The following is a 25,374-nucleotide window of genomic DNA, read 5'->3' on the forward strand; positions in this document are numbered from 1 at the left end:
TTTGTCCTTGTTTATGGTTTGCGCAGCACTTCGCTGCCGTGGCACAGCAAGGTGGCGGCAACGATATCGTCTTCAAGATTCATCATCAATCCGCCTTCCGGATTGACGATCAGCTTCAGGAAATCCAGCACATTGCGGGCATACAGCGCCGAGGCGTCGGCCGCCACCAATGCGGCCAGATTGCCTTCGCCGATGATGTGCACGCCATGTTTGATGACGGTCTTGCCCGCTTCGGACAACGGGCAATTGCCGCCCTGATCGACCGCCATGTCGAGGATCACCGAACCCGGCTTCATGGCCTTGACGGTCTCTTCGCTGATCAGGACCGGCGCCCTGCGGCCCGGAATCAGCGCCGTGGTGATGATGATGTCGGCCTGCCTGGCACGCTCATGCACCAGTTCGGCCTGACGCCGCATCCAGTCGGCCGGCATCTGGCGCGCGTAGCCGCCGACGCCTTGCGCGATTTCACGCTCTTCGTCGGTAATGAACGGCACGTCGAGGAATTTGGCGCCCAGCGATTCGATCTGCTCCTTGACCGCCGGCCGCACATCCGAGGCTTCGATCACCGCTCCCAGCCGCTTGGCCGTGGCGATCGCCTGCAACCCGGCAACACCGGCACCCATGATCAGCATCCGTGCCGCCTTGACGGTCCCGGCGGCGGTCATCAGCATCGGCATGAAGCGCTGGTAGGTATTCGCCGCCATCAGCACCGCCTTGTAACCGGCGATATTCGCTTGCGACGACAGCACGTCCATCGATTGCGCGCGCGAGGTGCGGGGCGCGGCTTCGAGGGCGAACGCGGTCAGCCCGTGACTTGCCATCAATGCAATATTCTCGGCATCGAAAGGATTCAGCATGCCGACCACGACCGTGCCGCTGCTGAGCAGCGCGTATTCTTCCGCGCCCGGTGCGCGCACTTTCAGGACCGTCGCCGCAGCGAAGGCGTCGGCGGCGGAACCGATCGTGGCACCTGCTGCCGCGTAGGCGTCGTCGGGAATACTCGATAAGATGCCGGCGCCAGCCTGCACCACGACCTGATGCTTTGCCGCCACCAGCTTTTTGACCGTTTCCGGAGTCGCCGCGACCCGGGTTTCTCCCGGCCGCGTTTCCAGCGTAATACCGATTCGCATTATATTTTTCCCGGATATTCATTTTTCTGAGTGCTACGGGCATGGTCGCTGCCATCCCGTATCTGCACCAGGAGCCTGTCGGACTTAGGGAATCGAAGCGAAAAAGTGGCTGAGCGCGGACAGATTTTGCGGAAGTGTGGACCGCTCAGGCGCTTTTGCAGCCGATTCTCCCTAAGTCCGACAGGCTCCTAGCTGAGGCACATCGTAGATTCAAAGAACTATCAGTGATAGTTAAAGTTTTTAATTATAATGATTACTCATTGCTTATACATACAACGACCCCCAACATGAAAAACGCCACGCTGCGCCAGTTAAAAGTGTTTGAAACGGTAGCCCGCCTGCTAAGCTTTTCACGCGCCGCAGAGGAATTGCATCTGACGCAGCCTGCGGTATCGACCCAAGTCAAGAAACTTGAAGACCATGCCGGGCTATCCTTGTTTGAGCAGCTAGGTAAAAAGATTTATCTGACACCGGCCGGCGCTGAACTGCTGGGCTACAGTCGCGTGATCATCCAGCAGTTCCAGTCGGCCGAGGAAGCGATGGCACAGTTCAAGGGTGTCTCGGGAGGCAAGTTGAACGTCGCCGTGATTAGCGCCGGCGATTATTTTTTCCCGCGGCTTCTGGTGCAATTTGCCAGCTGCCATGAAGGCGTCACGCTCAACTTTACGGTCCATAATCGCGAGGAACTGCTGCACCAGCTCGCGGAAAATATGACCGATCTGGCGATCATGGTACGTCCGCCGACCGACATGGATACGATCAATGAGGCATTCGCTCCTCACCCGTATGTCATCGTGGCTGCGCCCAGCCATCCTCTCGCGCAGAAAAAGCGCATCCCGATGAGCGTTCTGATGCGCGAACAATTTGTGGTGCGGGAAAAGGGCTCGGACACCTGGCATTCGATGGAAGACGGCTTTGGCGCCAATCTCGATCACCTCAACATCGCGATGGAAATCAAGAGCACGGAAACCATCAAACAGGCGGTTATTGCAGGCATGGGAATCAGCTTCCTGTCAGCCCACACCATCGGTCTGGAAGTGAAGGCGGGAAGCCTGGCGGTTCTCGACGTGCAGGATTTTCCGCTGATGCTGAGCTGGTATGTCGTCCATCGCAAAAACAAGCGCCTGCCGCCGGTAGCGGAGGCCTTCAAGAAATTCCTGATGAGCGACGGCGCGGCGTTGATTCAACAGATCGTCGGAATTGATCCGCAGCCGGAAAAGCGCGCGAAAGCCAGGAAATAATCCGGTGTATGGATCATCCTGAGCATTACATCTGCACGCTCAGGATAAGACTGGGCGGATGCCATTTCGCAACAAAGTAGCCTGCAAGCAACTCAGCGTGTTTACATGCCCCAGGTAAAGGCCGCGTCCGATTTATCGCCAGCGGTTGCCGCATCGAGCGATTCACGTAGATTGACGGCAAACAACACAGCAATGAGTGAAGCTACACGCAAAGTCAAAGGCGCTTTATCCGTATTCGTTTTGATTGAAGCATTTGTGGTCAATGTAGACATGGCGTGCACTCCTGATTAAATTAAATTGAATTTTTCCCTGAAAAAAGTATAGAAGTGCTGAGACAGCGACGTCTAATCATGATGTCTGATACGTGATATAGCGTTTGTGAATGGCGTCTGGCACTGACATTACGCTTGCACTGCCTGCCGCTCCATCTCCTGCACGCCCTGATACAGCAGAAATACACCCTTCCGGCGCCCGCCAACTTCAGATGCGGCGGTGATTTCACGCGCGTTCACCTTTCAAAATCACACAAAGATGACGTTACCTAAAACGTCGAAAATTGACCGCGGTCAATGAGCGCCGCAGGGGCGGCTCGCTATGATGGGTCCACTTGAATAGGAATGCATAAAAGCACATGCAGCAGATGTTGAAGGGGCGCTAAAAATCTACCGTAGGCCGCCGCCGGCGTCCGGTCCGATTCTGCCAGCCGCGTTGTACAACCTTTACCGAAATCAAACGGAGAAAAAGATTTCATCATGAAAAACGACCTGCAACCAGAAGAATTCCAGACCCCCACAGGCGCCCTGACCGACGGCTTCCACCTGGTCATCGACGCCCTGAAACACAACGACATCGACACCATCTTCGGCCTGGTCGGCATTCCGATCACGGACCTGGCGCGCCTGGCCCAGGCCGAAGGAATGCGCTTCATCGGCTTCCGGCACGAACAACACGCCGGCAATGCGGCGGCCATCGCCGGCTACATGACGCAAAAGCCGGGGATTTGCCTGACCGTGTCCGCCCCCGGCTTCCTGAACGGCCTGACAGCGCTGGCCAATGCCACCGTCAACTGCTTCCCGATGATCCTCATCAGCGGCTCCAGCGAACGCGAAATCGTCGACCTGCAACAAGGCGATTACGAAGAAATGGATCAACTGAATGCGGCCAAGCCGTACGCCAAAGCCGCCTACCGCATCAACAAGGCCGAAGATATCGGCATCGGCATTGCGCGCGCGATTCGTGCGGCCGTGTCCGGCCGTCCCGGCGGCGTCTATCTGGACCTGCCGGCGCAATTGCTGGCGCAGTCGCTCGACGCCGCACGCGGCAAACAATCGCTGGTGCGCGTGGTCGACCCGGTACCGCGTCAACTCCCGGCGCCGGAATCGGTCCAGCGTGCGCTCGACCTGCTGAAAGGCGCCAAGCGTCCGCTGATCCTGCTCGGCAAAGGCGCGGCCTACGCCCAGGCCGACGCCGACATCCGTGCGTTGATCGAACAAACCGGCATCCCGTATCTGCCGATGTCGATGGCCAAAGGCCTGCTGCCCGACACGCATGCGCAATCGGCCGCCGCCGCCCGCTCCTTCGTGTTGGCCGAAGCCGACGTCGTGGTGCTGATCGGCGCCCGCCTGAACTGGCTGCTGGCCCACGGCAAGGGTAAAACCTGGGGTGCACCGAAACAATTCATCCAGATCGACATCTCGCCCACCGAAATCGACAGCAACGTGGCGATCGCAGCACCCGTGATCGGCGACATCGGCTCCTGCGTAGCGGCGCTGCTGGCCGGCATCGATGCCGGTTTCAGCAAGCCCGGCGTCGAATGGACCGGCGCGATCGCCCAACGCAAACAGAAAAACCTGGCGAAGATGGCGGCCACCCTCGACCAGAATCCGTCGCCGATGAACTTCCACAGCGCCCTGCGCGCGATCCGCGACGTGCTCAAGACCCGCCCGGACATCAACGTCGTCAACGAAGGCGCCAACACCCTCGATTACGCCCGCAGCATCATCGACATGTACCAGCCGCGCAAACGCTTCGACTCCGGCACCTGGGGCATCATGGGCATCGGCATGGGCTATGCCATCGGCGCGGCGGTCACCAGCGGCCTGCCGGTGGTGGCCATCGAAGGCGACAGCGCCTTCGGCTTTTCCGGCATGGAACTCGAGACCATCTGCCGCTACGAGCTGCCGATCGTCTCCGTGATCTTCAACAACAACGGCGTCTACCGCGGCACCGACGTCAACCCGACCGGCGGCAAAGACGTCGCCCCGACCGTGTTCGTCAAGGGCGCGCGCTACGACAAGATGATCGAAGCCTTCGGCGGCATCGGTTACCACGTCACCACGCCGGCTGAAATGACGCAGGCCTTGACCGCAGCGATCGCGGCAGGCAAACCGGCGCTCATCAACGCCGTCATCGACGAAGCAGCGGGCACCGAGAGCGGCCGCCTGACCAATCTGAATCCGCAAAGCAGCGCGACCAAGAAATAAGCCATTTAACGTCATAAAGGAAATTATCCATCATGAGCAAGCCACTAGACGGAATCAAGATTATCGATTTCACCCACGTGCAAGCCGGCCCCGCCTGCACCCAGCTGCTGGCCTGGTTCGGCGCCGACGTCATCAAGGTCGAACGCCCCGGCTCGGGCGACGTCACGCGCAGTCAGTTGCGTGACATTCCGGATGTCGATGCGCTGTATTTCACGATGTTGAACAGCAATAAAAAATCGCTGACGCTGGACACCAAGAAGCCCGAGGGCAAGGAAGTCCTGGAAAAGCTGATCAAGGAATCCGACGTCCTGGTCGAGAACTTCGGGCCGGGCGCATTGGACCGCATGGGCTTCACCTGGGAACGCATCAACGCACTCAATCCGAAGATGATCGTCGCCTCGGTCAAGGGTTTTAGCGACGGCCACCATTACGAAGACCTGAAGGTCTACGAAAACGTCGCGCAATGCGCCGGCGGCGCGGCGTCCACCACCGGTTTCTGGGATGGTCCGCCGACGGTAAGTGCCGCCGCGCTCGGCGACACCAATACCGGCATGCACCTGGCGATCGGCATTCTGACGGCCTTGATCGGCCGGGAAAAAACCGGCAAGGGCCAGAAGGTGGCGGTCTCGATGCAGGACAGCGTCCTGAACCTGTGCCGCGTCAAGTTGCGCGACCAGCAACGGCTGGACCGGATCGGTTACCTGGAGGAGTATCCGCAATATCCGCATGGCAAATTCACCGACGTCGTGCCGCGCGGCGGGAATGCCGGCGGCGGCGGCCAGCCGGGCTGGGTGCTCAAGTGCAAGGGCTGGGAAACCGATCCGAACGCGTATATCTATTTCACCATCCAGGGCCATGCCTGGGCGCCGATCTGCAAGGCGCTGGGAAAGGAAGAATGGATCGAGGACAAGGCCTACAACACGGCGGCGGCGCGGCAGGACAAGATCTTCGATATCTTTGCGGTGATCGAACGCTGGCTCAAGGATAAAACCAAGTTCGAAGCGGTGGATATCTTGCGCAAATTCGACATTCCCTGCTCGCCGGTGATGTCGATGAAGGAAATCGCCGCCGATCCGTCGCTGCGCGCCAGCGGGACCATTACCGAGGTCGATCACAAGGCCCGCGGCAAATACCTGACCGTCGGCAGCCCGATCAAGTTCTCGGATACCACGGTCGAAATCACCGGCTCGCCATTGCTGGGCGAGCATACCGACGAAGTGCTGGCGAGCCTGGGCTACAATCCGGAGCAGGTGGCCGCTTTGCATTTGGCACAGGCGGTTTAAGACACCGGTCTTGTATCGGCGGCGTTCGGGGGCCTGCACGGGCTTCTGAACGTCGCTCCCCAGTCTTCAAGGATAAGGAGTAGGCCACATGCGCTCGGAAACTGATTTCAAGCAACTCGTAGAGGCAGTCGGCGATGCGATCGTCGTCTGTGACGCCGGCGGCGCCATCACGCTGTGGAACCCGGCGGCCGAGCGCATGTTCGGCTTTGCAGCAAGCGAGGCGCTGGGCCAGTCGCTCGATCTGATTATTCCGCAGCGCCAGCGTCAGCGCCACTGGGATGGCTATCACAAGACCATGCAGACCGGGCAGACCCGTTACGGTCACGATGTGTTGCGGGTGCCGGCGCTGCATAAGGAAGGGCACGCCTTGTCCATCGCGTTTACGGTGGCCATCCTGTATTCGGCAGAGCAAACGGTGACGGCGATTGTCGCGATTATTCGCGATGAAACCGCGCGTTTCTCCGAAGAACGCAACTTGCGCAAACGCCTGGCAGAACTGGAAGCCAGGGTTGTTTAAACAAGATTGCGCATTCGGTAATACCGGGGCTTCGGACGATTGCCGTTCTGCCAAGAATTTTCGGGGGAGGGTGGTCGCTGCCGTAAACGTTAGCGCGCGCACGATGGAAAAAATTCAATTCTCTTTAGTTAAGCATATGTAAATTTTCCCAATCTCCCTGGAACTTCGGTTACTTGCGTCTTTCAAAGAAATAGACTGCGAAAAAATCTTGTCAACCAGTATTTGTCGAGACCAATTTTGTGGTCTGAAAGAGCATGTTTTTCACAGAGTTAACAGCTGAAAAAGGAGACATATCATGCTACAACACAGTGAAATCAAGCGGCGCTTCGGCCTTATCGAACGCGATATCGAAGACGCCGCAACTGCCTGCCAGGCGGCCGACGCGCAACTGCCGCAAAATTTGAAAGATTGCGTCATGCTGTGGGAACAACACACGACCAAGGCCAAGCGGATTTTCAATTCGCGCGATGACAAGAGCATCCTTCGTTGCGTGGACGATCTTGAAAAAATCGGCGGGCGCGCCGAACTGGCGCTGCAAGGCGCCGTTGGGCTGAGCGCCAAGGTGAAAACCGCTGTAGAACATGCGCACAGCGAACTTGCCGACCTCAAAAGGCAATTGCATTAAAGCCGCTTATATGTTGATGTGAATGCCGGCATGGTTTTCATGCGGATATTAAGGCATCGATACAGAAAAACGCTCCCGTAAAAAGGAGCGCTTTTTTTGCTTCCGGGGGATTTTTTGCCACGCATGCCGATTTTTTTCCTCCCGGTTTTTCCAACTGCAACGACGTGCGCCGGTCAGGCGCGGCCGGCCCGTTCGACCAACTCCACGGCGCGGGTTGCGGCGATGCGGCCGGGTTCGATCAGCGCCTGATAGTGCTTGCAAGCATCATGAACGGTCGCACTTTCCAGCAGATGCCGGAGCTTGCGTTGCGCCGGATTCTGAGCGGTCAGGGTCTTCACGCTCGCGCCGCAGCCAAGCTGACGCAGGCGTTCGGCATTATCGAACTGATCGTAGGCAAACGGCACCACCAGTTGCGGAATGCCGGCGGCCAGCGCCTGCGCTGCGGTGCCGATGCCGCCGTGGTGCACCAGCGCCGCGCTGCGCGGCAGCAGCGTGCTCATCGGCGCATAGTCGCGGTAAAGAATCTGCGGCGGCAGATCGGCGGGAATCTGCTGCGCCGATTTGCTCAAGAACACGCCGCGTCGGCCGAGACGGTGCAATAGCTGCTGTGCGGCCGCGAAGAAAGCATGCGCATGCCGCATCCCCGTGCCTGCGGTAAACACCACCGGCGCCGGTCCGGAGGACAGGAATTCTTCGAGTACCGGATCGGTCGCGTGCGCGCCTTCGTCGAACAGTGGAAACCCGGTCAGCGTCAGCGCTGCCGGCCAGTCGCTTGGTCGTTGTACGAACCATTCGGGGAACAATCCGAGGGTGCCCTGCGGCGAGAAAAAACCACGGCGAAGATTCGATGCCGACGGCAGGCCGATCTCGCCACGAAACCGGTTCAGGTCCGGCGCCATGACGCTGTCGATCACCATGTCGAGGCCGCGCAGGACCGCCACCCGCGCCGGATATGGCAGCCAGGAGGGAATCGGCGAGCCCTTGGGAGGACGCTTCGCGGAAAACAGCACGGATGGCGCCAACACCGTGGTGACTAGCGGAATGTCATGCTTTTCCTGTACCGCTCTGGCGACGGCCGCAGTAAACGAACCGCAAAGAATCACCGTGTTGTCGTCCACCTCGCGCAGCAGGATGTTAAACAACGGGCGCAGGCGCGGCACGACAACGGTCTTCCACGCCATGACGCGCGCCTTTTTCGAATTCCACATGTTTGGATTGGAAACGATCGCCTCGTATTCCTGCGCCGTGCCGGTGGTGACGAAGCGGAAACCCAGCTTCTCGGCCGCCGTCCGATATACGTCATTCGTACAAAACACGATCGTGTGACCTCGCTCGGCCAACACGCGTCCCAAGCTGAAAAATGGATGCATGTCTCCCATTGTGCCGTCGTTGATGATAACGATATTCATAGCGTGACTTTAGCTCTTAAGGTAGGTGGGACGCGATTGCGCCGGACTCAGGATTGGCACGCCAGGTTACGCTTGACCGAGCCTGAAGATTAGACATTCCGCGCCTGACAGGCAGGCTGATCGGGCCGGTCGCAACGCGGTCCGGTTCGGAATAGCGGCGGATTATACACGCCGGAGAAATCGTCGATGTGTCGTTGTACGCAGCGTGAATCGGCGCGGCATCCGGCTGCCGCAGGGCGACCAACACATGGCCGAAACACCCGAGCGCCCGCGTTACGCGTTACGTAACATTCGCCTTCCCGGCGCGTAACAATTAGCCCTCCCTGAACCGGTTGGTTGCGGAAAACGCCTTAACAATCAGAGGCTTGAAGCGCGCGGAAGCCGCAGAGAATATCGGGCACACGTTTTGCTCTATGGAAAGTATCGGCCCGTGTGCCAACTACAGAGAGCAAAACCATGCCAACCATAAAACTGATCGTCCCGCTGCCGAACGGCCTCAAAATTTATGTCGAGCAGCAAATATTCGATGACGGCTTCGAGACCGTGATCCTCATCAACGGCGCGCTGGCGACCACCGCGTCGTTTGGTCCGACGATCAAATATCTGAGCGAGCGCTACAACACGATCTGCTTCGACCTGCCGTACGCGGGGCAGTCGAAGCCGCACAACGAACACGCGTTCATGCTGACCAAGGACGACGAAGTCGAGATACTGCTGCACCTGATCCGGATGTTCCGGCCGGCGCTTCTGTTGTCGGTTTCGTGGGGCGGGGTCGCGTCGCTACTCGCGCTGTCGCGCGAGCGGACCAGCATCCGGCGGGCGCTGATCGCATCGTTCTCGCCGTTCCTGAACGACGCGATGGTCGACTACGTCACGCAAGCGCGCGACTTCATCGCCGCGGGTGAAAACCTGAAGGCGGCACAGTTGCTCAACAGCACGGTGGGGAAGCACCTGCCGCGCATCATGAAATTCTGTAACTACCGGTATCTGACGACGCTGCCGCCGAAGGAACAGCATCAGGTCGCGTTCCACGTCGATCAGATCCTGGCGCTCAAGCCGGAAACCTATCTGAACCAGATGTCGCAGATCAGCTGTTCGCTGAAATTCATCAACGGCGAACTCGACGAGTACACGACCCCGTCGGATGTACGGAAGCTCGCCGCGTACGTTGCCAATACCGAATTCGCGACGATCCCGAACGCCGGCCACTTCCTCGATCTCGAAGGCCGCGAGCAGCTAAACCACGTGCGGACGGAAATCCTCGGCTTCTTCGGCCCGGCTGCCGTGGCGCGCCCGAACGACGTCACGTGCGTTGCGGCGCCGTCCGACGCGCTCTTCCAGACGATGTCCTGACACGAGGCAGCCCATGCGTATTTGCCCAACAAATCAATCAGGAAATCTGCCATGAACATTGTTTCAAGTCTCGCCATCGCTGCACCGTGGGTCGTCTGGAGCGCTTATTGGGCCGCCAAATCCAGGCAAGTGAAAAAGACGATGCGCGAAGAAGGATCGATCCCGCGCAGGTTTCAGATGATCTTGCTGTCCAGCGGATGTGCACTGCTGGTCCTGCCCACGCCGAGCGCCGCCGGACTCGCGTTCGACGCATCCGCGTTAGGGGCGCTTCAGTCGGCCGGGTTCGCGCTCATCGTCGCCGGGCTCGTCTTTTCGGCCTGGGCGCGGCGGTGCCTGGGCACGAACTGGAGCGTACCGGTCACGCTCAAGGAAGGGCACGAACTCGTGCGCAGCGGCCCGTACACGTTCGTGCGTCACCCGCTGTATTCGGGTTGCCTGCTGGCGATTGCCGGGTCGGCCATCATCAACGGCGAGTGGCGCGGCGCGCTCGGCTTCGCGCTGATCTTCGCCTCGCTGACATACAAGATACGCGTCGAGGAAACCTGGCTCACCGCGCATTTCGGCGAGCCGTATACGCGCTATCGGAGCGAGGTCGCCGCGCTGATTCCCGGCATCTACTGAGATGATGCACGCCATGATCGGCCCGGCCGACGACGGAATGGCTTATGGCATTTGGAGAGATTCTCAATAGAAGTCTGTTTTGTCGAATATTCCTCCGCTATTTCCGGATTTATCCGACATACATTCTTGCCGGCGATTTCTATGATGAAAATTTTTGTCGCGCCTTGCCATGACTGCGTCAGCGGATGCTTGTTCTGCGAGGCAGGGTTGGCTTAATTGGCGCTGGGGGCAGGTATGAAAGCAAGGAAACTGGTTGTGGCGTGCAGCGGGGTTTTCCTGGCTGGTGCTTTGGGCGGCGGATATGCAGCCAGCATTAACGGCGGCGTCATTGACTTGCGCAAAGCCGTCGTCATCGAACAAGGCCCGAAGCCTGCAGCCGTGAAAGCAGATGGCGGCGCCATGCCAAATTACTACGTGGGAATGGCGAAGGAGGAGCAGCACTATTGGGTTTGGAAAGTGCTGCAGTTCGATGCAATACACGGTCGACCATCAGTTAGTGAACCCGGGGCGCGTCGGCTACGGCATCGTACGGCGCGCACCTGATAAAGAACTTTCGGAAAATTCTGACATCCCGTCGCAAGAGGTACAGCTAAAGTAAAAGGCCTATTTCTCGTATGCATTGCCAAGGAAATTATTTCCATATGCCCACGATGCTCACTCCGGACGGCGCGTCCTGGAATGGTACGGGAGCCGTTCACCGGAAAATCCCGGATGAATAGGCAGTGAAACAGGACGAGCGCAGGACGAGCGATTGATACGGAAAATATTTTTTATATTAGGACTTACACAAAATTGTCCCGGCAACGAGTTTGTCAAAACCTGCCGACGAAGACAGTACGGATGGTGCGGCAAGGACGGCTAGGAGGCGTAATGCTGCTGGGGCGGTTTTGCGTAAGTCCTCCTTCACGATAAATGAATGACATGCGGAAATGCGGAGATATGGAATGAAACTTCGGGATGATCAATGGCAAAAACTGGAACCACTCCTGATCGGAAAACAGAGCGACCCTGGCGTCAGTGCCAAAAACAATCGGTTGTTTATCGAAGCAGTATTCTGGATTGTGTTGGATAACGGCTCGTGGTGCAATCTACCGGTTCAGTTCGGCAAATGGAATGCGGCCTACATGCGTTTCCGGCGCTGGAATGAATGCGATTTTTGGCGCCAACTGGCACAAAGCAAGTTTGAAGATCAGGAATTGCGGCTGATGCTGGAGCAGGTTGTAAGCTACGGCGATCTGTATACCCGACGTATCGAGCAAAGGTCGCTAAGGAAAGCCAAAAAGATGATTTATAACGCGACAATAAACGCGGCGAAAAGCCTCGAGTCCGTTAAGCGCTCGCCATTATCGTTGGATGAATCGACATTACATTGGGTCGGGTTGGTCATGCCGTAGTTTTAATGCACAAATAAAATGTAGCGCGCAATAGCTTGATTCCCCCGCAAAATCAGGACACTGGCTGACGATCAACATCGCTGGCCACGACACGTTCCGGGCAGTCGCCATCGTGCATCATTGCATCACTTTGACAATCATCCCGATCGCGACCAAGGCCGCGACGAGCCACAATCCCTGTTGCAGGCGGGGGCCGGACAAATGGTCGGCCCCCGCGTATGTCACTCCAACCAGCGCCACAGCTCAGTTTGCATGACCACTAACAGCGCTTGAATCCACGCCGGTGGCCGACCCGGGGCGGTCACGGCGAGCGCGGTGGCGACGCTGGTCGTCCTTCACGGCGGATAGCCACCAGCGGAGTATTCGACTGGGCTGCTCAAATAAGTCACTGCATGACCAACCGCAACATTCATCGTTGCTCGACCGCCGTATTTTGTGCGCGGGGCGAGAGTGTATTTCGGCTGCCGGGAAGAGGGATGTTCCCTGGCGTTACGTTACATGTAACGTGCGAATCACAATTTAACGAAATTTAACAAATGAATTTGGATCGATGTGGATGCCGTTAGTGCTTGATTTTTAAGGGGATTAATTGATTTTCTATCGGCGTTAAAAAAAGGGACATCACTTTTTTTGGGGTATTACCGCTTGGCATGTTCTTTGCGAAAGAAAGCCAGACCAAGTTGTTATTTACATTCCCTAAACCGAGTTACCCAAAAAAGGAAAATCACTATGAGCGCATTACAAAACAGAAATCTGGTCGCGGCATCGTTGTTGTTGACTGCATTGCTGACTGGTTGTGCCGGCGGCGGCGGTACGTTTGGCAGCAGGCTGGGTGGCGGCACCGGCGGTGCAACCGGCGTCGTTATTGCTGGTGCAGGTGGCGGTGCCGGCGGTGCAACAGGCGGTGCTACCGGTGGTGTTACCGGCGGTGCAACAGGTGGTGCAACAGGCGGTGCTACCGGTGGTGTTACCGGTGGTGTTACCGGCGGTGCAACAGGTGGTGTTACCGGCGGTGCTACCGGCGGTGCAACAGGTGGTGTTACCGGCGGCGCAACAGGCGGTACAACAGGTGGTGCAACAGGCGGCACTACTGGCGGTGTCGGGGGTGTAGCAGGCGATCTCGGTGGCCTGGTAACCAATGTCGATCAGGTGGTGGGCCAGGCCGGCAATGCAGTGCAGAGCGTCGGCCACCTGGTGACCGACTTGGGTAGTAGCGGGCCGCTTGCTGCGTTAGGACCGGTCACAGGCGTGGTCGGCGGTCTGGTGACGGGTCTCGGCAGCGACGTCACACAATTGGCTTCGGGCTTGACTGCCGGATTGACAACCGGGGCGATTTTGCCGATCACGCAAGCGGTTGGTGGCGCGGTCGCGCCGGTGGCCGGAGTGCTCGACAGCGCCTTGGCACCGGTCTTGACCCCGGTTTTGGCGCCTGTCGCAGGACTGGCCAGTGGTGTGTTGACGCCTGTGGCTAATGTTTTGGCGCCTGTGACTAAACCTTTGGACCCTGTTTTGGAACCTGTCGGCGCACTGGTCGGTGGTATTGCGGCGCCTGTGGCTGGCGCTTTGGCGCCTGTGACTAAAACTTTGGCGCCTGTTTTGACGCCGGTCGGGGGACTGCTCAATGGCGTCGAGGGAGCGCTCGCTCCTGCTTTACCTGTTCTGAAACCAATCATAGGCGCGGTCGATGCATTGCTGGGTGTCCCACCACCAAAATAAACAGCTGTTCCATGAGCAAAAAACCTTGGGTGTCGCCAAGGTTTTTTGCGTGAGAGCCACATCATCGCAACGGGAATTATGTCAGAGCCGTTATGGAATTCAACCGGCTATCCCTATCAACCGAGGATTCTCACCGCAGCGGTATTCGACCTCCGAAACAGAATACCCGCAAGACTTTGAGCTGCTGCCGTGACGCGCCTGGTGTGCCGTGCACAGCACGAATGACGCGCGGCGTTACACGCACAATTTGTCCCGTTTCTTGCGGTGAATGCTGCCAGAGTATTTTTAATTGAGGTACGTATTTTCATTTTAACGACAGGAAATTTCCTACATTCTTTTGGGATAGTTCCGATGCTTATCCAAGGCCAAGTATTGGATCATATGGACCGGACGCCAAAGGAAATTTATAGCGAAGCTTATTTGATGGTCATTTTCACGAGGAACGGACTATCGATCATTCCGACCCCGAAGAAGTTTCCGCCTGTGGCCGCCAGGTCAGCGGCCGCATTCTGCTTTGATGCAATCTGATCCCGGTCCTTGCAATGGCTTCAGGGGATTTCCGGACGGCAGGGCGACCAGGTTGCGAAAAGGCGCTTAAGTTAAATTTCTGTAGACAGATTTTTGGAGTACTGCATGGGTAAAGTTTTGATTGTCGATGACCATCCCGTCATCCGGCTGGCGGTGCGCACGTTGCTGGAGCGTGAGGGGCACGACGTGGTTGCCGAAACCAACAATGGCATTGATGCATTGAGTCTGGCCAGAAAACTGATGCCCAATTTGATCGTCCTGGATCTCACCCTTCCTCAACTTGACGGGATGGAGGTCATCGCACGTTTCAAGGCGCTCGACATTCCGATGCGTGTGCTGGTTCTTACCTCCCATAGCCCGCTCCATTTTGCCTTCCGCTGCAAGATGGCCGGTGCAGCCGGTTTTGTGTGGAAGCAAGGCGATCTGATGGAACTGATCGATGCTGCCAAGGCCGTCATGTCGGGCTACACCTATTTTCCCAACCTTGCTGTGCAGACTCCCCGATTCGGTCGCGGCGAGTTTAAAGAAACCGAACAACTGGCGAGCCTGTCCAACCGCGAAATAATGGTGCTTCAAAGCCTGGCGCAAGGGATGTTGAACAAGGACATCGCAGATCGCATGCTGATTAGTGAAAAAACGGTGAGTACCTATAAAACCCGGTTGTTGCTCAAGCTGAATATGAGTTCGCTGCTCGAATTGATCGAATTCGCCAAACGCAACGGGGTCGGCAACGAGAAATGATGTATTCCCTCTTCCGGTATTTAGGGTTGCTAGGGATACTGAGCTTGTTTGCGATCACTACCCGGGCGGAAGATGGTGATGGAAAGTCCCTGCAATTGCTTGGTCGCTCCACCATAGAACATCTTGATTTTCAGTTGTCTGGAAACGACTGGCGCTGGTTGGGGCGCAAACGCGCACTTGTACTCGGCGCGACAGCTCCCGATTATCCGCCCTTCGACATCAGCATCAGCGGCCGCGACTATGAAGGCATCACCGCAGACTATATGGCGATCCTGGCCAAAATGATGGGGGTCAAGGTCAGCGTGCGGCGTTTTGCAACACAACAGGCCGCGTTGAATGCTTTGGCGAATGGGCAAATCGATCTGTTAGGCACCTCGAGCAATGCCGATACCTACGATAACCGTTTCGTCCTTTCTTCTGCCTATACAACCGATCGTCCGGTACTGGTTACCCGCATTGATGAGCGGCGCGAGGTGGTACAAGGGGCCGGTCTGCGTTTGGCGATTGTTGCCAACTATCGCTCCCTGGACGCGGTCAATCAGTTTTATCCCGAGGCGCAGCTGAAAGTCTATCAAAGCTATCCGAAAGCCATTGCGGCAGTGGCATTTGGCCACGCCGATATATTTCTCGGTGATGCTGTCTCGGCAAATTACCTGATTGCCAAAAGCTACTTCAATAACCTTCAGTTGTCGAACTTCATCCCATTCGGAAGTAGCGGCTTCAGTTTTGTGATGCGCAGGCAGGATGCGCATTTGTTGCGGAGCATAAATACTGTGCTCGGCGCGATCCCGCAAGATGAAAGCCACCTGATTTTACGCCGCTGGAGTTTGGGCAGTGTGGCGTATCTGTCAGATACAAAACTGGATCTTACCCCGCGTGAACGGCATTGGCTGGAACAGCATCGCAAAATCCATGTTTTAGTCAACGGACTATATGCGCCAATTACCTTTTTCGATGACGAAGGCAGGTTTATGGGCATCACTGCGGACATATTGCGACTGATCCGGTTGCGTACCGGACTGGATTTCGAAGTGTCGCGCATCCATTCAGCCGAAGAGATTGTCACGCAGGTTCGGCAGGAAAAAGGGGATCTGGTCGGTGCGCTCAGCATCAGTGAGGAGCCTCAGGATGGGCTTGCTTTTACGCGCCCCTATCTGGTCAATTCCTTTGTTTTGGTGGCGCGCAATGGCAAAAACGCGCCTGCCAGCATGGAGGATATGAAAGATCGCTCGCTGGCGCTTCCACGAGACAATCAGCTGATATCCATGTTACGTCAGAAATATCCCCGTGTTCGCCTGGTACTCGTTGGCAATGCCGTTGATGGCCTCGAGAAACTGGTTCGGGGTAGCGTCGACGGTGCAATTGTTGCGCAGGTTGGCGCAAACTATTTCATTAATCGAAATTTTAGAAACGACCTGCACATTGCCGCTGTTGTGGGGGACGTACCTGCGCGTATTGCCTTTGGCGTGCGTCATGGCGCGCCGGAGTTGCTGTCGATTCTCGATAAAGCGCTGTTGAGCATCCCTCCGGAAGAACTGGCGATGCTGGCTAGCCGATGGCGCAGCAATGCAGATGTCACTGTCAATACGTGGAACACCTACCGCAGCCATATTTACCAGATTATCGGCGTGGCGCTGTTGCTTGTCATCGGGTTTGTCGTGTGGGTTGGCTATTTGCGCCGTCAGATATCACATCGCAAGCTCGCTGAACGCGCCTTGGGCGATCAATTGGAGTTCATGCACGCCTTGATTGACGGCACTCCCAATCCGATTTATGTGCGGGATAGCAATGGCAGACTCATCTTATGCAATCGCGCGTATCTGGATTTCTTTGGTGTGGAACGTCAGCAAGTGATGGACAAAACCTTGCAAGAAGCAGTCATCGGCACCAGCGAGTCCGAAGAAAAATACCATCGTCTGCATCAGGAAACGATGCAAACAGGCCGCAGGATTTTTCGGGATGACGAGATCCAGGCGCGCGGCAGCGTGTTTCGTATCTATCACTGGATCTTGCCTTACAAGGATTCCACGGGGAATCTGGTCGGGATTATCGGCGGCTGGCTTGACATCACGGAACGGGAGCGCCTGGTACAGGAATTGCAGCAATCCAAGGAGCTGGCCGATGAAGCCAGCCAGGCGAAGAGTACGTTCCTGGCAACCATGAGCCACGAAATACGGACTCCGATGAACGCCATTATCGGCATGCTCGAACTCGCGCTCAAATATGCCGATCAGGGGCGTTGGGAACGTTCATCGATTGAGGTCGCATATAGTTCGGCGCACGCTCTGCTGGACCTGATCGGCGATATTCTGGATATCGCCAAGATAGAGTCGGGCAAACTCGACCTGTTTCCACAACGCTCAAATATCCGCGAACTGATTGAGTCGGTGGTGCGCGTGTTTGACGGCCTGGCCCGGAAAAAGGGCTTGCAGTTACGCCTGCAAATCGATTCGCAGATTCAAGGCGAGGTACTGATCGACCCTCAGCGCTTCAAGCAGATCGCTTTTAATTTGATAGGAAACGCCATCAAATTTACCGATCAGGGACAGATCATCGTTCGGCTGGAGGGCGTCATGCTGGAGCCGGAACGCCTTCTCGTTCGATTCAGCGTCGAGGATAGCGGTATTGGCATCAGCCCGGCAAGCCAGGAAAAGCTTTTCTCCCCGTTTTCTCAAGCGCAGACAACTAAAAGCAATGCACGTTCGGGAACCGGATTGGGGCTGGTGATCAGTCGCAAGCTGGTGGAAATGATGGGCGGGCAATTACATCTTTCCAGCGAACTGGGATTGGGGACGCTGATTCTGGTGACGTTTTCGGTGTCGGTGCTGCACCCTGTCGCTGTGGTGGCAATCCCGGCGATTGCAGGATTTGACGACCTGAAGAATTTCAGGATGTTGCGTGTGCTGGTAGTGGACGATCACGCACCAAATCGCATGGTTATCACACAGCAACTGCAGTTCCTCGGGCATGAAGTCGCGGTTGCTCAGGATGGCGAAACGGCCTTGAAATTGTGGACTCCGGGCATTTTTGATTTGATTATCACCGATTGCAATATGCCGATTGTCAATGGCTACGAGTTGGCCCGGAAAATTCGCATAGCCGAACAAGCCAATCCGGAAATCGCGCAATCCACAATATTCGGTTTTACGGCCAACGCACAAGCCGAAGAGATTGTGCGTTGCCGGGAAGCCGGAATGAATGACTGTCTGTTTAAACCGATTGGCCTGGAGATGCTGCGCGATCGCCTGGCGCTGGTGGATACCAGCCGTGCGCCGGCGAGCGTTGACGGTGACGGGAAAATCCTGGCGCTGGCAACGGACGCCAAAATATTCGACAGGGAAACGCTGGACATGCTCACGGGTGGCAATGCGGCGATTGCCGAAGACCTGTTGCGAGAAATGATTAAATCCAATCAGCAGGATCTTTCCCAAATAAATCACCATTTGCAGGATGCCGAATGGGGCGGCATTCTGGATGTGGCGCACAGAGTGAAAGGTGGCGCGCGGATCACCAAGGCCGATTCACTTATCGCCGCGTGCACTGTGCTGGAAAGCGCTTGTCATGAACCGGTAAATGAGGTTGACGTAGTTGAGAAGGTAGAGGCGGTGTGTACGGAAATACGCAAGCTTGAAGCCGTACTCAGCGAGGAATTGTCACTGCTAGGAACGCTCCCGCAATAAGAAAGACGGCCGGCGCGCTCCGGCATACGGGGATTTTGCCGGAGCTGCGTGACGCGTCCCATGATTCGGCCTCATCGCCCATTTTGGCAGCCAAGATACATTCAGGCCAAAGCAGGAAAATTCTATGCATGTCATGGATATTCCGCATCGCTAACCAGATATTTCCGACATACATGGTAGGCACTTCCCCACAAAATTACCGGCATTGAAACTTGTTGAATGATGTGATGAAGACTATTGCCGATTTGCCGATTCTCGTTGTCGAAGATCATCCGCTGCAAAGAAAAGTTCTCTCCGATCTGCTGCGTCGATTGGGATGTCGCGCGGTCGTCGTTGCGAATGACGGCATCGAGGCGATGGTGCTGCTGGCACGCCAGCCTGTTGACGTGATTTTTTGCGACATCAACATGCCGTATATGGATGGCGCTCAGTTCGCCGTTGCGCAGGGTGCGTTGGCGCGCAGAACCGGGCAAACCTTACCGATACTCGTCTGGCTGAGTTCGCAGGACAAGGACGTGCTGGATACGCATGTATTGCTGGCGCATGCCGCAGGATTCCCGAGGGTTCATGCGTACAGCAAGTCGCTGACTACGGATGACGCTTCACAGCTATTGGCAAATGCCCTGGCTGTGGTCAATGGCATGGTGCGTGAATGAGTAGCGCGACCGTATTCGGCGGTAGCGTGGACGATGCCCTCGTCACATTCGTCGTTGCCCGACAGCGGTGTTTTTGTGCGCGGGATGAGGAAGTGTAATTCCGCTACCGAGAAGAGGGATGTTCTCTGGCGTTACGTTACATGTAACGTGCGAATCACAATTTGACGAATTTTAACAAATGAAATCGGGTCTATGCGGATTCCGTTAGTGCTTGATTCTAAAGAGAATTAATTGGTTTTCTAAAGACGTTAAAAATGCTGACGTCACTTTCTTTTTGCGTGTGCTGCATGGCATGTTCTTTGCTGAATGAATCCTGCCGGATAACGGTCGTTCACATTTATACAAAGGGATATGATCATGCGTTTTCAAAAAATTCTTCTTGCTGGCTTGATGGCGGCCGCGTCGGCCGGTTCCTTCGCCGCCGATACCGCTGAACTTAAAATCACCGGCACCATCACGCCGGCAGCTTGCGTACCAAATTTTGGCGGAGGGGGCGTTGTCGATTTCGGCAAAATCGCCTCGCAGAGCCTTTCTCTCACTGCGGTAACCGAGCTTCCCAGCAAGACGGTGGCATACACAATCACGTGTGACGCAGCAACGAAAACGGCTTTCATTTTCACGGACAATCGTGCCGGCACTGCCAGTAGCGCTGACGTAAATGTGTTCGGTCTGGGTAAATCGGGTGCCTCGAGCGACAAAAAAACCGGCTACTACAAACTCTATCAGGTTGCTGCGGACCTGCGAGGCGATGGGGCGGCCGTAGATAGTATCTGGAGCACAGACGGCGGATATGGGTGGGCCAGGCATGGCGATGGGCAAGTGGTCCTTGGCAAGCTAAATTCGTACTCGAAAACCGGAACCCTGGTCCCAGGGGCTTATATGACAGTCACCGGCGTCATCAAGGTGGTCGCAACTATCGCCGCCAGAAACACCCTCGACCTGACTGAGGATGTGAAGCTGGATGGCCTGACCACCATCACAATTAAATACGTTTAAGTACTCGTCAGCTTCTCATCGGACAACGCGGCTAGTGGCCGGTTGTCCTTATTCCCCTGGTCTCATTTTTTCGGTTGCGATGCAATTCGCTCGCGACATTCCCGATGCCCGCATGGGCTTTGATTTTTTCTTATTGATCTTTACTTATGGATGCCGCCATGTTCGCTTTTTCTAAAAAAACATCTGTTCTTCTTTTGTCAGCTGTAATGCTATTGAGTATTGCCGGTCACGCATTTTCGAGCGGCATGATCCCCGAAACGACGGTCGTCGTTGTCAACGAAGCCGATGGCGAAGCCAGCATCAAGGTCAAGAACACCGACGCCGGCCCGGCATTGCTCTATTCGTCGATCGAAAATCTGCCGGGAGACACTGAGTCGTTACTGGTGATCACCCCGCCGGTGGCCCGCGTCGAATCGGGCGAATCGCAATTGGTGCGGTTTATCCTTCAGTCCAAAGAGCCGCTCAAGGTGGAACGTCTGAAGCGCGTCAGTTTTGAAGGCATCCCGACCAAAAAAACCGGCGCCGACAACACCGTCGCCATCACTGTCCGTCAAGATTTGCCGGTCATCCTGCATCCGCGTGGACTGGCAAAGAATCGTACGCCGTGGACACTTCTCAAGTGGTCGATCGCGAATGGAAAACTCAGCGCAAAAAACGATAGCCCCTACGTAGTACGTTTTGATCAACAGGCCAGCTTGCAACCGGCCAAGACCAAGGTGGCGCTGCCACGTGCGTACATCCTGCCGGGCGAGGCGATCAGCATTGCATTGCCTGCGGACGTCAACGCGGCGGCGGTGCGGGCGATTCGGCTGCATCCGGCCACGGTCTACGGATTTTCCGTCGATGCTTACGATGCCCCTCTGGCGATGCGGAGGAAGTAATAGGGTTGGGCATGGGGTCCCCGCATGAAAAACAAGAACACATTCCATGCCCTGCGCCGGATGGCGTTGCTGATGGCGCTGACGATGGCCGGCCCGGGTCACGCCCAAACAGTGCCGGGTGCAGAGGTCGATGGATTGTCGTCTAAAGGCAGCATCCTTTTAGCGCTCGAATCCTTCGATCTCGATGTACTAAAACAACGCGGCATCGATCCTAAAGTCGCCGAATATTTTCGTGAAGCGCCGCGCTTCACCAGCGGTACACAGCCGGTTACCCTGTATGTGAATGGTGCCGGGCGCGGCCTGGTTGAGGCCAGTTTCGACGGCCAGGGTCAGCTGTGTTTTAACCGAGCGTTGATCGACAAAGCCGGTCTGGTGACGCCGGATAAACAATTTCTGCTGCCTGGTCTGTGTTACGACTTCAAGGCCGTGTTTGCGCAGACCGAAGTCGCGTTACGCCCTGGTCAGGCAGAAGTCGCCCTGGTGGTGCCGACGGCAGCACTGCGTGCGCCGGAAGCCGATTCTACGGAATACAGTGGCGGCGGCACTGCTGCTTTGTTGAACTACGACTTGTTGGCGGTGAATAGCCAGTTTGGCGGCAAGAGCAATGATTATTTGTCGGCGAATACCGAGCTCGGGGTAAACAGTCATGACTGGATTGTGCGCAGCCGCCAAAGCTACGCGGTGCATGACAATAAGACCAACTTCCAGTTGCTGTATACCTACGGGCAGCACACGTTCGTCGATTACAAAGCGATTTTGCAGGTCGGGCAGATCAATATCGGCAGCTCGGTAGTGGCTGGTTCGGCGGTTACCGGCATCCAGGTCATGCCGGAAGCGGCGCTCCGTAATCAAAACCAGGGCGGCGCCACCATTGAAGGGATTGCCCAGGCGCCGGCACGGGTCGAAGTACGTCAGAGCGGCGCGTTGATTTATTCGACCGTGGTGCCGGCCGGTCCTTTTTCGTTGACCAACATTCCTCTGTTGAATGGGAATACCGACCTGATCGTCAGCGTAATCGGGACATCCGGCGCCAGACGGACTTTTACGGTCCCCGCAGCATCGCTGGGAAGCGTGTCGCAGGTAGCGCCCGGGTATTCGTTTGCGCTTGGCAAGGTGCGGAGTTTCGGCACGGGCAGCGTTGACAGGCACAACGATCCTATGCTGGTCACCGGCAGTGGCGGCTGGGCGCTGAACGATGCCAACCAGCTTTCTGCCGGGGTAATGCTGGCGTCGGGTTACCAATCCGTTGGCTGGGGCCTTGACTCGGCAATCGCCAGAGGCAGTTCCCTGAGTGTGCGTAACGTCGTCTCTTCGGCCACACAGGAGTCGGTGCGTGGCGCGCAATTCAGTATGTCTGTCAGCAGTGCATTGTCAGATAAATTCAGCGCCGGTGCATCCGCTACCAGGCAGACCGTCGGTTACCGGGATTTACAGGAAACGACGTTGGTCCGCAATCCTGTCGGGACTACGCCGGACTTAAGCAGCCGGGCGCAAGCGCAATACAGCGCGTCATTAAGCTGGAGCGACCGGACCCTGGGGGGATTCAGTGTCTCGTATGCGAATGCGAAGAGTGGGGCAAGTAACGGGGCATCGAGCCAGCGTGTGGTCGGTTCCTGGAACAAAACGTTTAAGCAGGCAACGGTGTCGGTGAGTATCGAGCGCGACCTGAGCACGAACAAGGCTGGCGCCGATAACGCCGTGTATGTCAACCTCAGTATTCCGCTGGGTCGGCGTAGCGTGCGAACTTATTTGAATAATTCCGGCGGCAAGAGCCGGCTGGGGGCGTCGCTGAGCGAGCAAGTCAATGAGTATGTGAACTACACCGTTAGCACGGAACGGAAATCGCGGGAAGGCGAGGTCGATGTTTCCGCCACTGCGGGTTTGCTGCCGCGCTATGCGCAAGTCAACCTGGGTTATGCGCGTTCTGCTTCCGGCGGCAGCGCGTATAGCGGTCAGATGCGTGGCGGTGTTGCTTTGCATAAGGATGGGTTGACGCTGTCGCCGTACCGGATCGAGGATACGTTTGGCGTCTTGACGATGGGGGATGTTTCCGGCGTGCGCATCAATACGCAGAATGGGCCGGTCTGGACCGACGCCTGGGGACGTGCCGTTGTGCCGCAACTCTCCGCGTATCGCACCAGCCGCTTGGAAGTGGCGACCAAATCGTTGCCGCGCAATGTCGATATCCAGAATGGCTTCAAGAAAGTCGGTGCGGGTCGCGGTTCTGTCCATTACATCAAGTTTGGCGTCGTGAAGGTACGGCGGGTGTTGATGACGGCAACGACTGCCGATGGCATACCTTTGCCCAAAGGGGCATCGGTGGTCGGCAGTCAGGATGAATTCCTGACCACCGTCGTCGATGGCGGCAAGTTGTTTCTATCCAACGGTCAGCTGGCCGATGGTTTAAGAATCAACCTGCCCGACGGCAAACAGTGTGCTCTGGATTTTGCCTTGCCGGAAAAACCAAAGGTGAACGTCTATTTTGAGACGATAAATGCCGTCTGTCGCGCGCCAGGGCAGGGACCATAAATTGAAGGCCGGAACCACGGTCTGTTCGGATATGTTGTGTCGTCAAGTCATCTGAGGTAAACGAAATGCACAATCTGAAACCCGGTCGGCTGGGGCTGTTATTGCTCATACTCAATCTGTGGTCATGCCTGGCTGTCAATGCCTGCGCTGAGAATTGTCAGCTGCAACTGAACGAGACGACGCTGGATTACGGTAAGGTAACGCGCGCGGGCATGCTGGGCAACCCCGGCTCTGCTGCCGGTCTGTCGTTGGGCAGCCGTCAAATCACATTGAATGTACTGTGTCGGAAATCCACGGCCTTCGCGCTGATGGTCAAGGGACCGGCGGGGCTGGAGCGTTTCAAATTTGGCGATAGCGGTCAATTCACGATGCGCCTGTCCGGTGCCTTGTTGGATGGCCAGCCGGTCAATTTAGGATTGTCACAAGCGGGGAGCAAAATCGTCGCTGAATCAAGCGCAGCGGTATCCGTCACGCCTGGCAGCATGGTGGTCCCCGTCGTTGCCGGGCAGTCGGCTAAAGGGAAAAGCCTTTCTTTGCAGGCGCGTATCGATACGGCGATCAGCGAGGCCGCAACCCGCGTGCGGGACCGGACCACCTGGCAAGGCAATGCTACTTTTGAAGTGATCGAGCGTTAACGTTCTTGCGCAGTCTTTTGCTACGGGCGTTGTCACTTCCGATATGCGTTGAATGCACTGACGACAGGACTGGCGCTGAAGTGCTTGGCGATTGAGCAATTACTAAGTAATCGCGCATCTTTCACGTTGCCGCTGTGCTGTTTCCGACAAAATATTGGTAGATTAGTCGGTATATCTATTGATATGTATCGTGAATTGGTATATATCATGATACATATCGCTATTTTTGTTTCGGAGATGCCATGACAGATACCGCTAAACTTTTCACCACCGGTCGCAGCCAGGCTGTGCGATTGCCGATGGAATACCGTTTCGAGGGCAGCGAGGTTTTCATTCGGCGTGACCAACGCACTGGAGATGTTGTCTTGTCACGTCGCCCCGATTCGTGGGCCGACTTTTTTGCGCTCGATGCCACGACGGAGGTGCCGGACGACTTCATGACGGATGCCGACCGCAATCAGGGAGAGGATAGCCGTGATCCGTTTGAAGGCATGGACGCATGACGATCTACATGCTGGACACGAATATCGCCAGCCACGTCATCAAAGGTGATATTCCAATCGTCAGAAAGCGCCTTGCGGATGTGCCTATACGCAGTATCGCGGCGTCCGTCGTTACTGAGGCTGAGTTGTTGTACGGTGTCGCCAAACGTGGCCATCCGTCAGGTCTGTCAACCCGCGTGCAAGAGTTCTTAATTCGGGTTGATGTACTGCCCTGGACGCGGGATGTTGCTTTGGCCTACGCTAATCTAAGAGTTCTTTGCGAGACAGCGGGTGTGACGTTGGCAGCGCTGGACATGATGATTGCGGCGCATGCGAAAGCAACTGGCGCGATCTTGGTGACGAGGGACCGTGCCTTCAGTCGAATCCCTGATGGCTTGCTCTTGGAGGACTGGACGAAGGACGCTTGAAATATGGGCAACACAGGCGATCGAGCGACGGTGAACGCCTCAAGTG

22 protein-coding genes are annotated in these 25,374 nt (G+C 56.5%); 19 read left to right on the forward strand and 3 right to left on the reverse strand.

Going from position 1 to position 25,374, the window contains the following annotated elements:
* Positions 1-11: 11 nt before the first annotated feature.
* Entirely contained in the window at positions 12-1,130 is a 1,119-nt protein-coding gene (locus tag AC3CHX_RS08160; RefSeq protein WP_488643544.1) for a Re/Si-specific NAD(P)(+) transhydrogenase subunit alpha, read from the reverse strand.
* Positions 1,131-1,417: 287 nt separating this feature from the next.
* Here AC3CHX_RS08160 and AC3CHX_RS08165 point away from each other — a divergent pair, with 287 nt between their 5' ends.
* Positions 1,418-2,371, forward strand: coding sequence for a LysR family transcriptional regulator (locus tag AC3CHX_RS08165; protein ID WP_488643545.1), 954 nt, complete (start codon positions 1,418-1,420; stop codon positions 2,369-2,371).
* Between the two features lie 101 nt (positions 2,372-2,472).
* Here the strand turns inward: AC3CHX_RS08165 and AC3CHX_RS08170 are convergent, their stop codons facing one another.
* A complete protein-coding gene (locus AC3CHX_RS08170) occupies positions 2,473-2,643 on the reverse strand; it encodes a hypothetical protein (protein WP_488643546.1) in 171 nt (56 codons plus the stop codon).
* A 480-nt stretch (positions 2,644-3,123) separates the two neighbouring features.
* Here AC3CHX_RS08170 and oxc point away from each other — a divergent pair, with 480 nt between their 5' ends.
* The 4 genes from oxc to AC3CHX_RS08190 all read left to right on the forward strand — a co-directional run bounded on the left by oxc (position 3,124) and on the right by AC3CHX_RS08190 (position 7,279).
* A complete protein-coding gene (oxc, locus tag AC3CHX_RS08175; protein WP_488643534.1) occupies positions 3,124-4,854 on the forward strand; it encodes an oxalyl-CoA decarboxylase in 1,731 nt (576 codons plus the stop codon).
* Positions 4,855-4,886: 32 nt separating this feature from the next.
* Positions 4,887-6,137 (forward strand): formyl-CoA transferase, encoded by a 1,251-nt coding sequence (gene frc, locus AC3CHX_RS08180; RefSeq protein WP_488643533.1) that lies wholly within the window; start codon positions 4,887-4,889, stop codon positions 6,135-6,137.
* Positions 6,138-6,225: 88 nt separating this feature from the next.
* A complete protein-coding gene (locus AC3CHX_RS08185) occupies positions 6,226-6,654 on the forward strand; it encodes a PAS domain S-box protein (RefSeq protein WP_488643547.1) in 429 nt (142 codons plus the stop codon).
* A 295-nt stretch (positions 6,655-6,949) separates the two neighbouring features.
* Complete coding sequence (locus AC3CHX_RS08190) at positions 6,950-7,279, forward strand: hypothetical protein (RefSeq protein WP_488643548.1); 330 nt, start codon at positions 6,950-6,952, stop codon at positions 7,277-7,279.
* 173 nt (positions 7,280-7,452) lie between these two features.
* Here the strand turns inward: AC3CHX_RS08190 and AC3CHX_RS08195 are convergent, their stop codons facing one another.
* Positions 7,453-8,688, reverse strand: a complete 1,236-nt coding sequence (locus tag AC3CHX_RS08195; protein ID WP_488643549.1) for a glycosyltransferase — start codon at positions 8,686-8,688, stop codon at positions 7,453-7,455.
* A gap of 456 nt (positions 8,689-9,144) precedes the next feature.
* Between AC3CHX_RS08195 and AC3CHX_RS08200 the strand changes: the two genes are divergently transcribed.
* The 14 genes from AC3CHX_RS08200 to AC3CHX_RS08265 all read left to right on the forward strand — a co-directional run bounded on the left by AC3CHX_RS08200 (position 9,145) and on the right by AC3CHX_RS08265 (position 25,328).
* The gene (locus AC3CHX_RS08200) at positions 9,145-10,041 is read left to right on the forward strand and encodes an alpha/beta fold hydrolase (RefSeq protein WP_488643550.1); all 897 of its coding nucleotides are present in this window, start codon (positions 9,145-9,147) and stop codon (positions 10,039-10,041) included.
* A gap of 51 nt (positions 10,042-10,092) precedes the next feature.
* Positions 10,093-10,662, forward strand: coding sequence for a methyltransferase family protein (locus AC3CHX_RS08205; protein ID WP_488643551.1), 570 nt, complete (start codon positions 10,093-10,095; stop codon positions 10,660-10,662).
* A 234-nt stretch (positions 10,663-10,896) separates the two neighbouring features.
* Positions 10,897-11,205: a hypothetical protein gene (locus AC3CHX_RS08210; RefSeq protein ID WP_488643552.1), complete on the forward strand. Its 309-nt coding sequence runs from the start codon at positions 10,897-10,899 to the stop codon at positions 11,203-11,205.
* Between the two features lie 401 nt (positions 11,206-11,606).
* On the forward strand, positions 11,607-12,056 hold the full coding sequence (locus tag AC3CHX_RS08215; RefSeq protein ID WP_488643553.1) for a transposase: 450 nt from the start codon (positions 11,607-11,609) through the stop codon (positions 12,054-12,056).
* A gap of 729 nt (positions 12,057-12,785) precedes the next feature.
* Positions 12,786-13,772, forward strand: a complete 987-nt coding sequence (locus tag AC3CHX_RS08220) for a collagen-like triple helix repeat-containing protein (protein WP_488643554.1) — start codon at positions 12,786-12,788, stop codon at positions 13,770-13,772.
* Positions 13,773-14,405: 633 nt separating this feature from the next.
* Positions 14,406-15,041 carry a response regulator gene (locus AC3CHX_RS08225; protein WP_488643555.1) on the forward strand — a complete coding sequence of 212 codons (636 nt, stop codon included), beginning with the start codon at positions 14,406-14,408 and terminating at the stop codon, positions 15,039-15,041.
* The gene (locus AC3CHX_RS08230) at positions 15,038-18,721 is read left to right on the forward strand and encodes a transporter substrate-binding domain-containing protein (protein ID WP_488643556.1); all 3,684 of its coding nucleotides are present in this window, start codon (positions 15,038-15,040) and stop codon (positions 18,719-18,721) included. The genes AC3CHX_RS08225 and AC3CHX_RS08230 overlap by 4 nt, the downstream gene beginning before the upstream one ends.
* A 227-nt stretch (positions 18,722-18,948) precedes the next feature.
* On the forward strand, positions 18,949-19,377 hold the full coding sequence (locus AC3CHX_RS08235) for a response regulator (protein WP_488643557.1): 429 nt from the start codon (positions 18,949-18,951) through the stop codon (positions 19,375-19,377).
* 357 nt (positions 19,378-19,734) lie between these two features.
* Entirely contained in the window at positions 19,735-20,373 is a 639-nt protein-coding gene (locus tag AC3CHX_RS08240) for a DUF1120 domain-containing protein (RefSeq protein WP_488643558.1), read from the forward strand.
* A gap of 158 nt (positions 20,374-20,531) precedes the next feature.
* Positions 20,532-21,254 carry a fimbria/pilus chaperone family protein gene (locus AC3CHX_RS08245; protein ID WP_488643559.1) on the forward strand — a complete coding sequence of 241 codons (723 nt, stop codon included), beginning with the start codon at positions 20,532-20,534 and terminating at the stop codon, positions 21,252-21,254.
* Between the two features lie 24 nt (positions 21,255-21,278).
* On the forward strand, positions 21,279-23,783 hold the full coding sequence (locus AC3CHX_RS08250) for a fimbria/pilus outer membrane usher protein (protein ID WP_488643560.1): 2,505 nt from the start codon (positions 21,279-21,281) through the stop codon (positions 23,781-23,783).
* Between the two features lie 65 nt (positions 23,784-23,848).
* The gene (locus AC3CHX_RS08255) at positions 23,849-24,418 is read left to right on the forward strand and encodes a DUF1120 domain-containing protein (protein ID WP_488643561.1); all 570 of its coding nucleotides are present in this window, start codon (positions 23,849-23,851) and stop codon (positions 24,416-24,418) included.
* Between the two features lie 242 nt (positions 24,419-24,660).
* The gene (locus AC3CHX_RS08260; RefSeq protein WP_488643562.1) at positions 24,661-24,921 is read left to right on the forward strand and encodes an antitoxin; all 261 of its coding nucleotides are present in this window, start codon (positions 24,661-24,663) and stop codon (positions 24,919-24,921) included.
* Positions 24,918-25,328 carry a PIN domain-containing protein gene (locus AC3CHX_RS08265; RefSeq protein ID WP_488643563.1) on the forward strand — a complete coding sequence of 137 codons (411 nt, stop codon included), beginning with the start codon at positions 24,918-24,920 and terminating at the stop codon, positions 25,326-25,328. Before AC3CHX_RS08260 ends, AC3CHX_RS08265 begins: the two co-directional genes overlap by 4 nt.
* The last annotated feature ends 46 nt before the right edge of the window (positions 25,329-25,374 follow it).

The sequence above is a fragment of the Glaciimonas sp. OK215 genome (assembly GCF_057787885.1).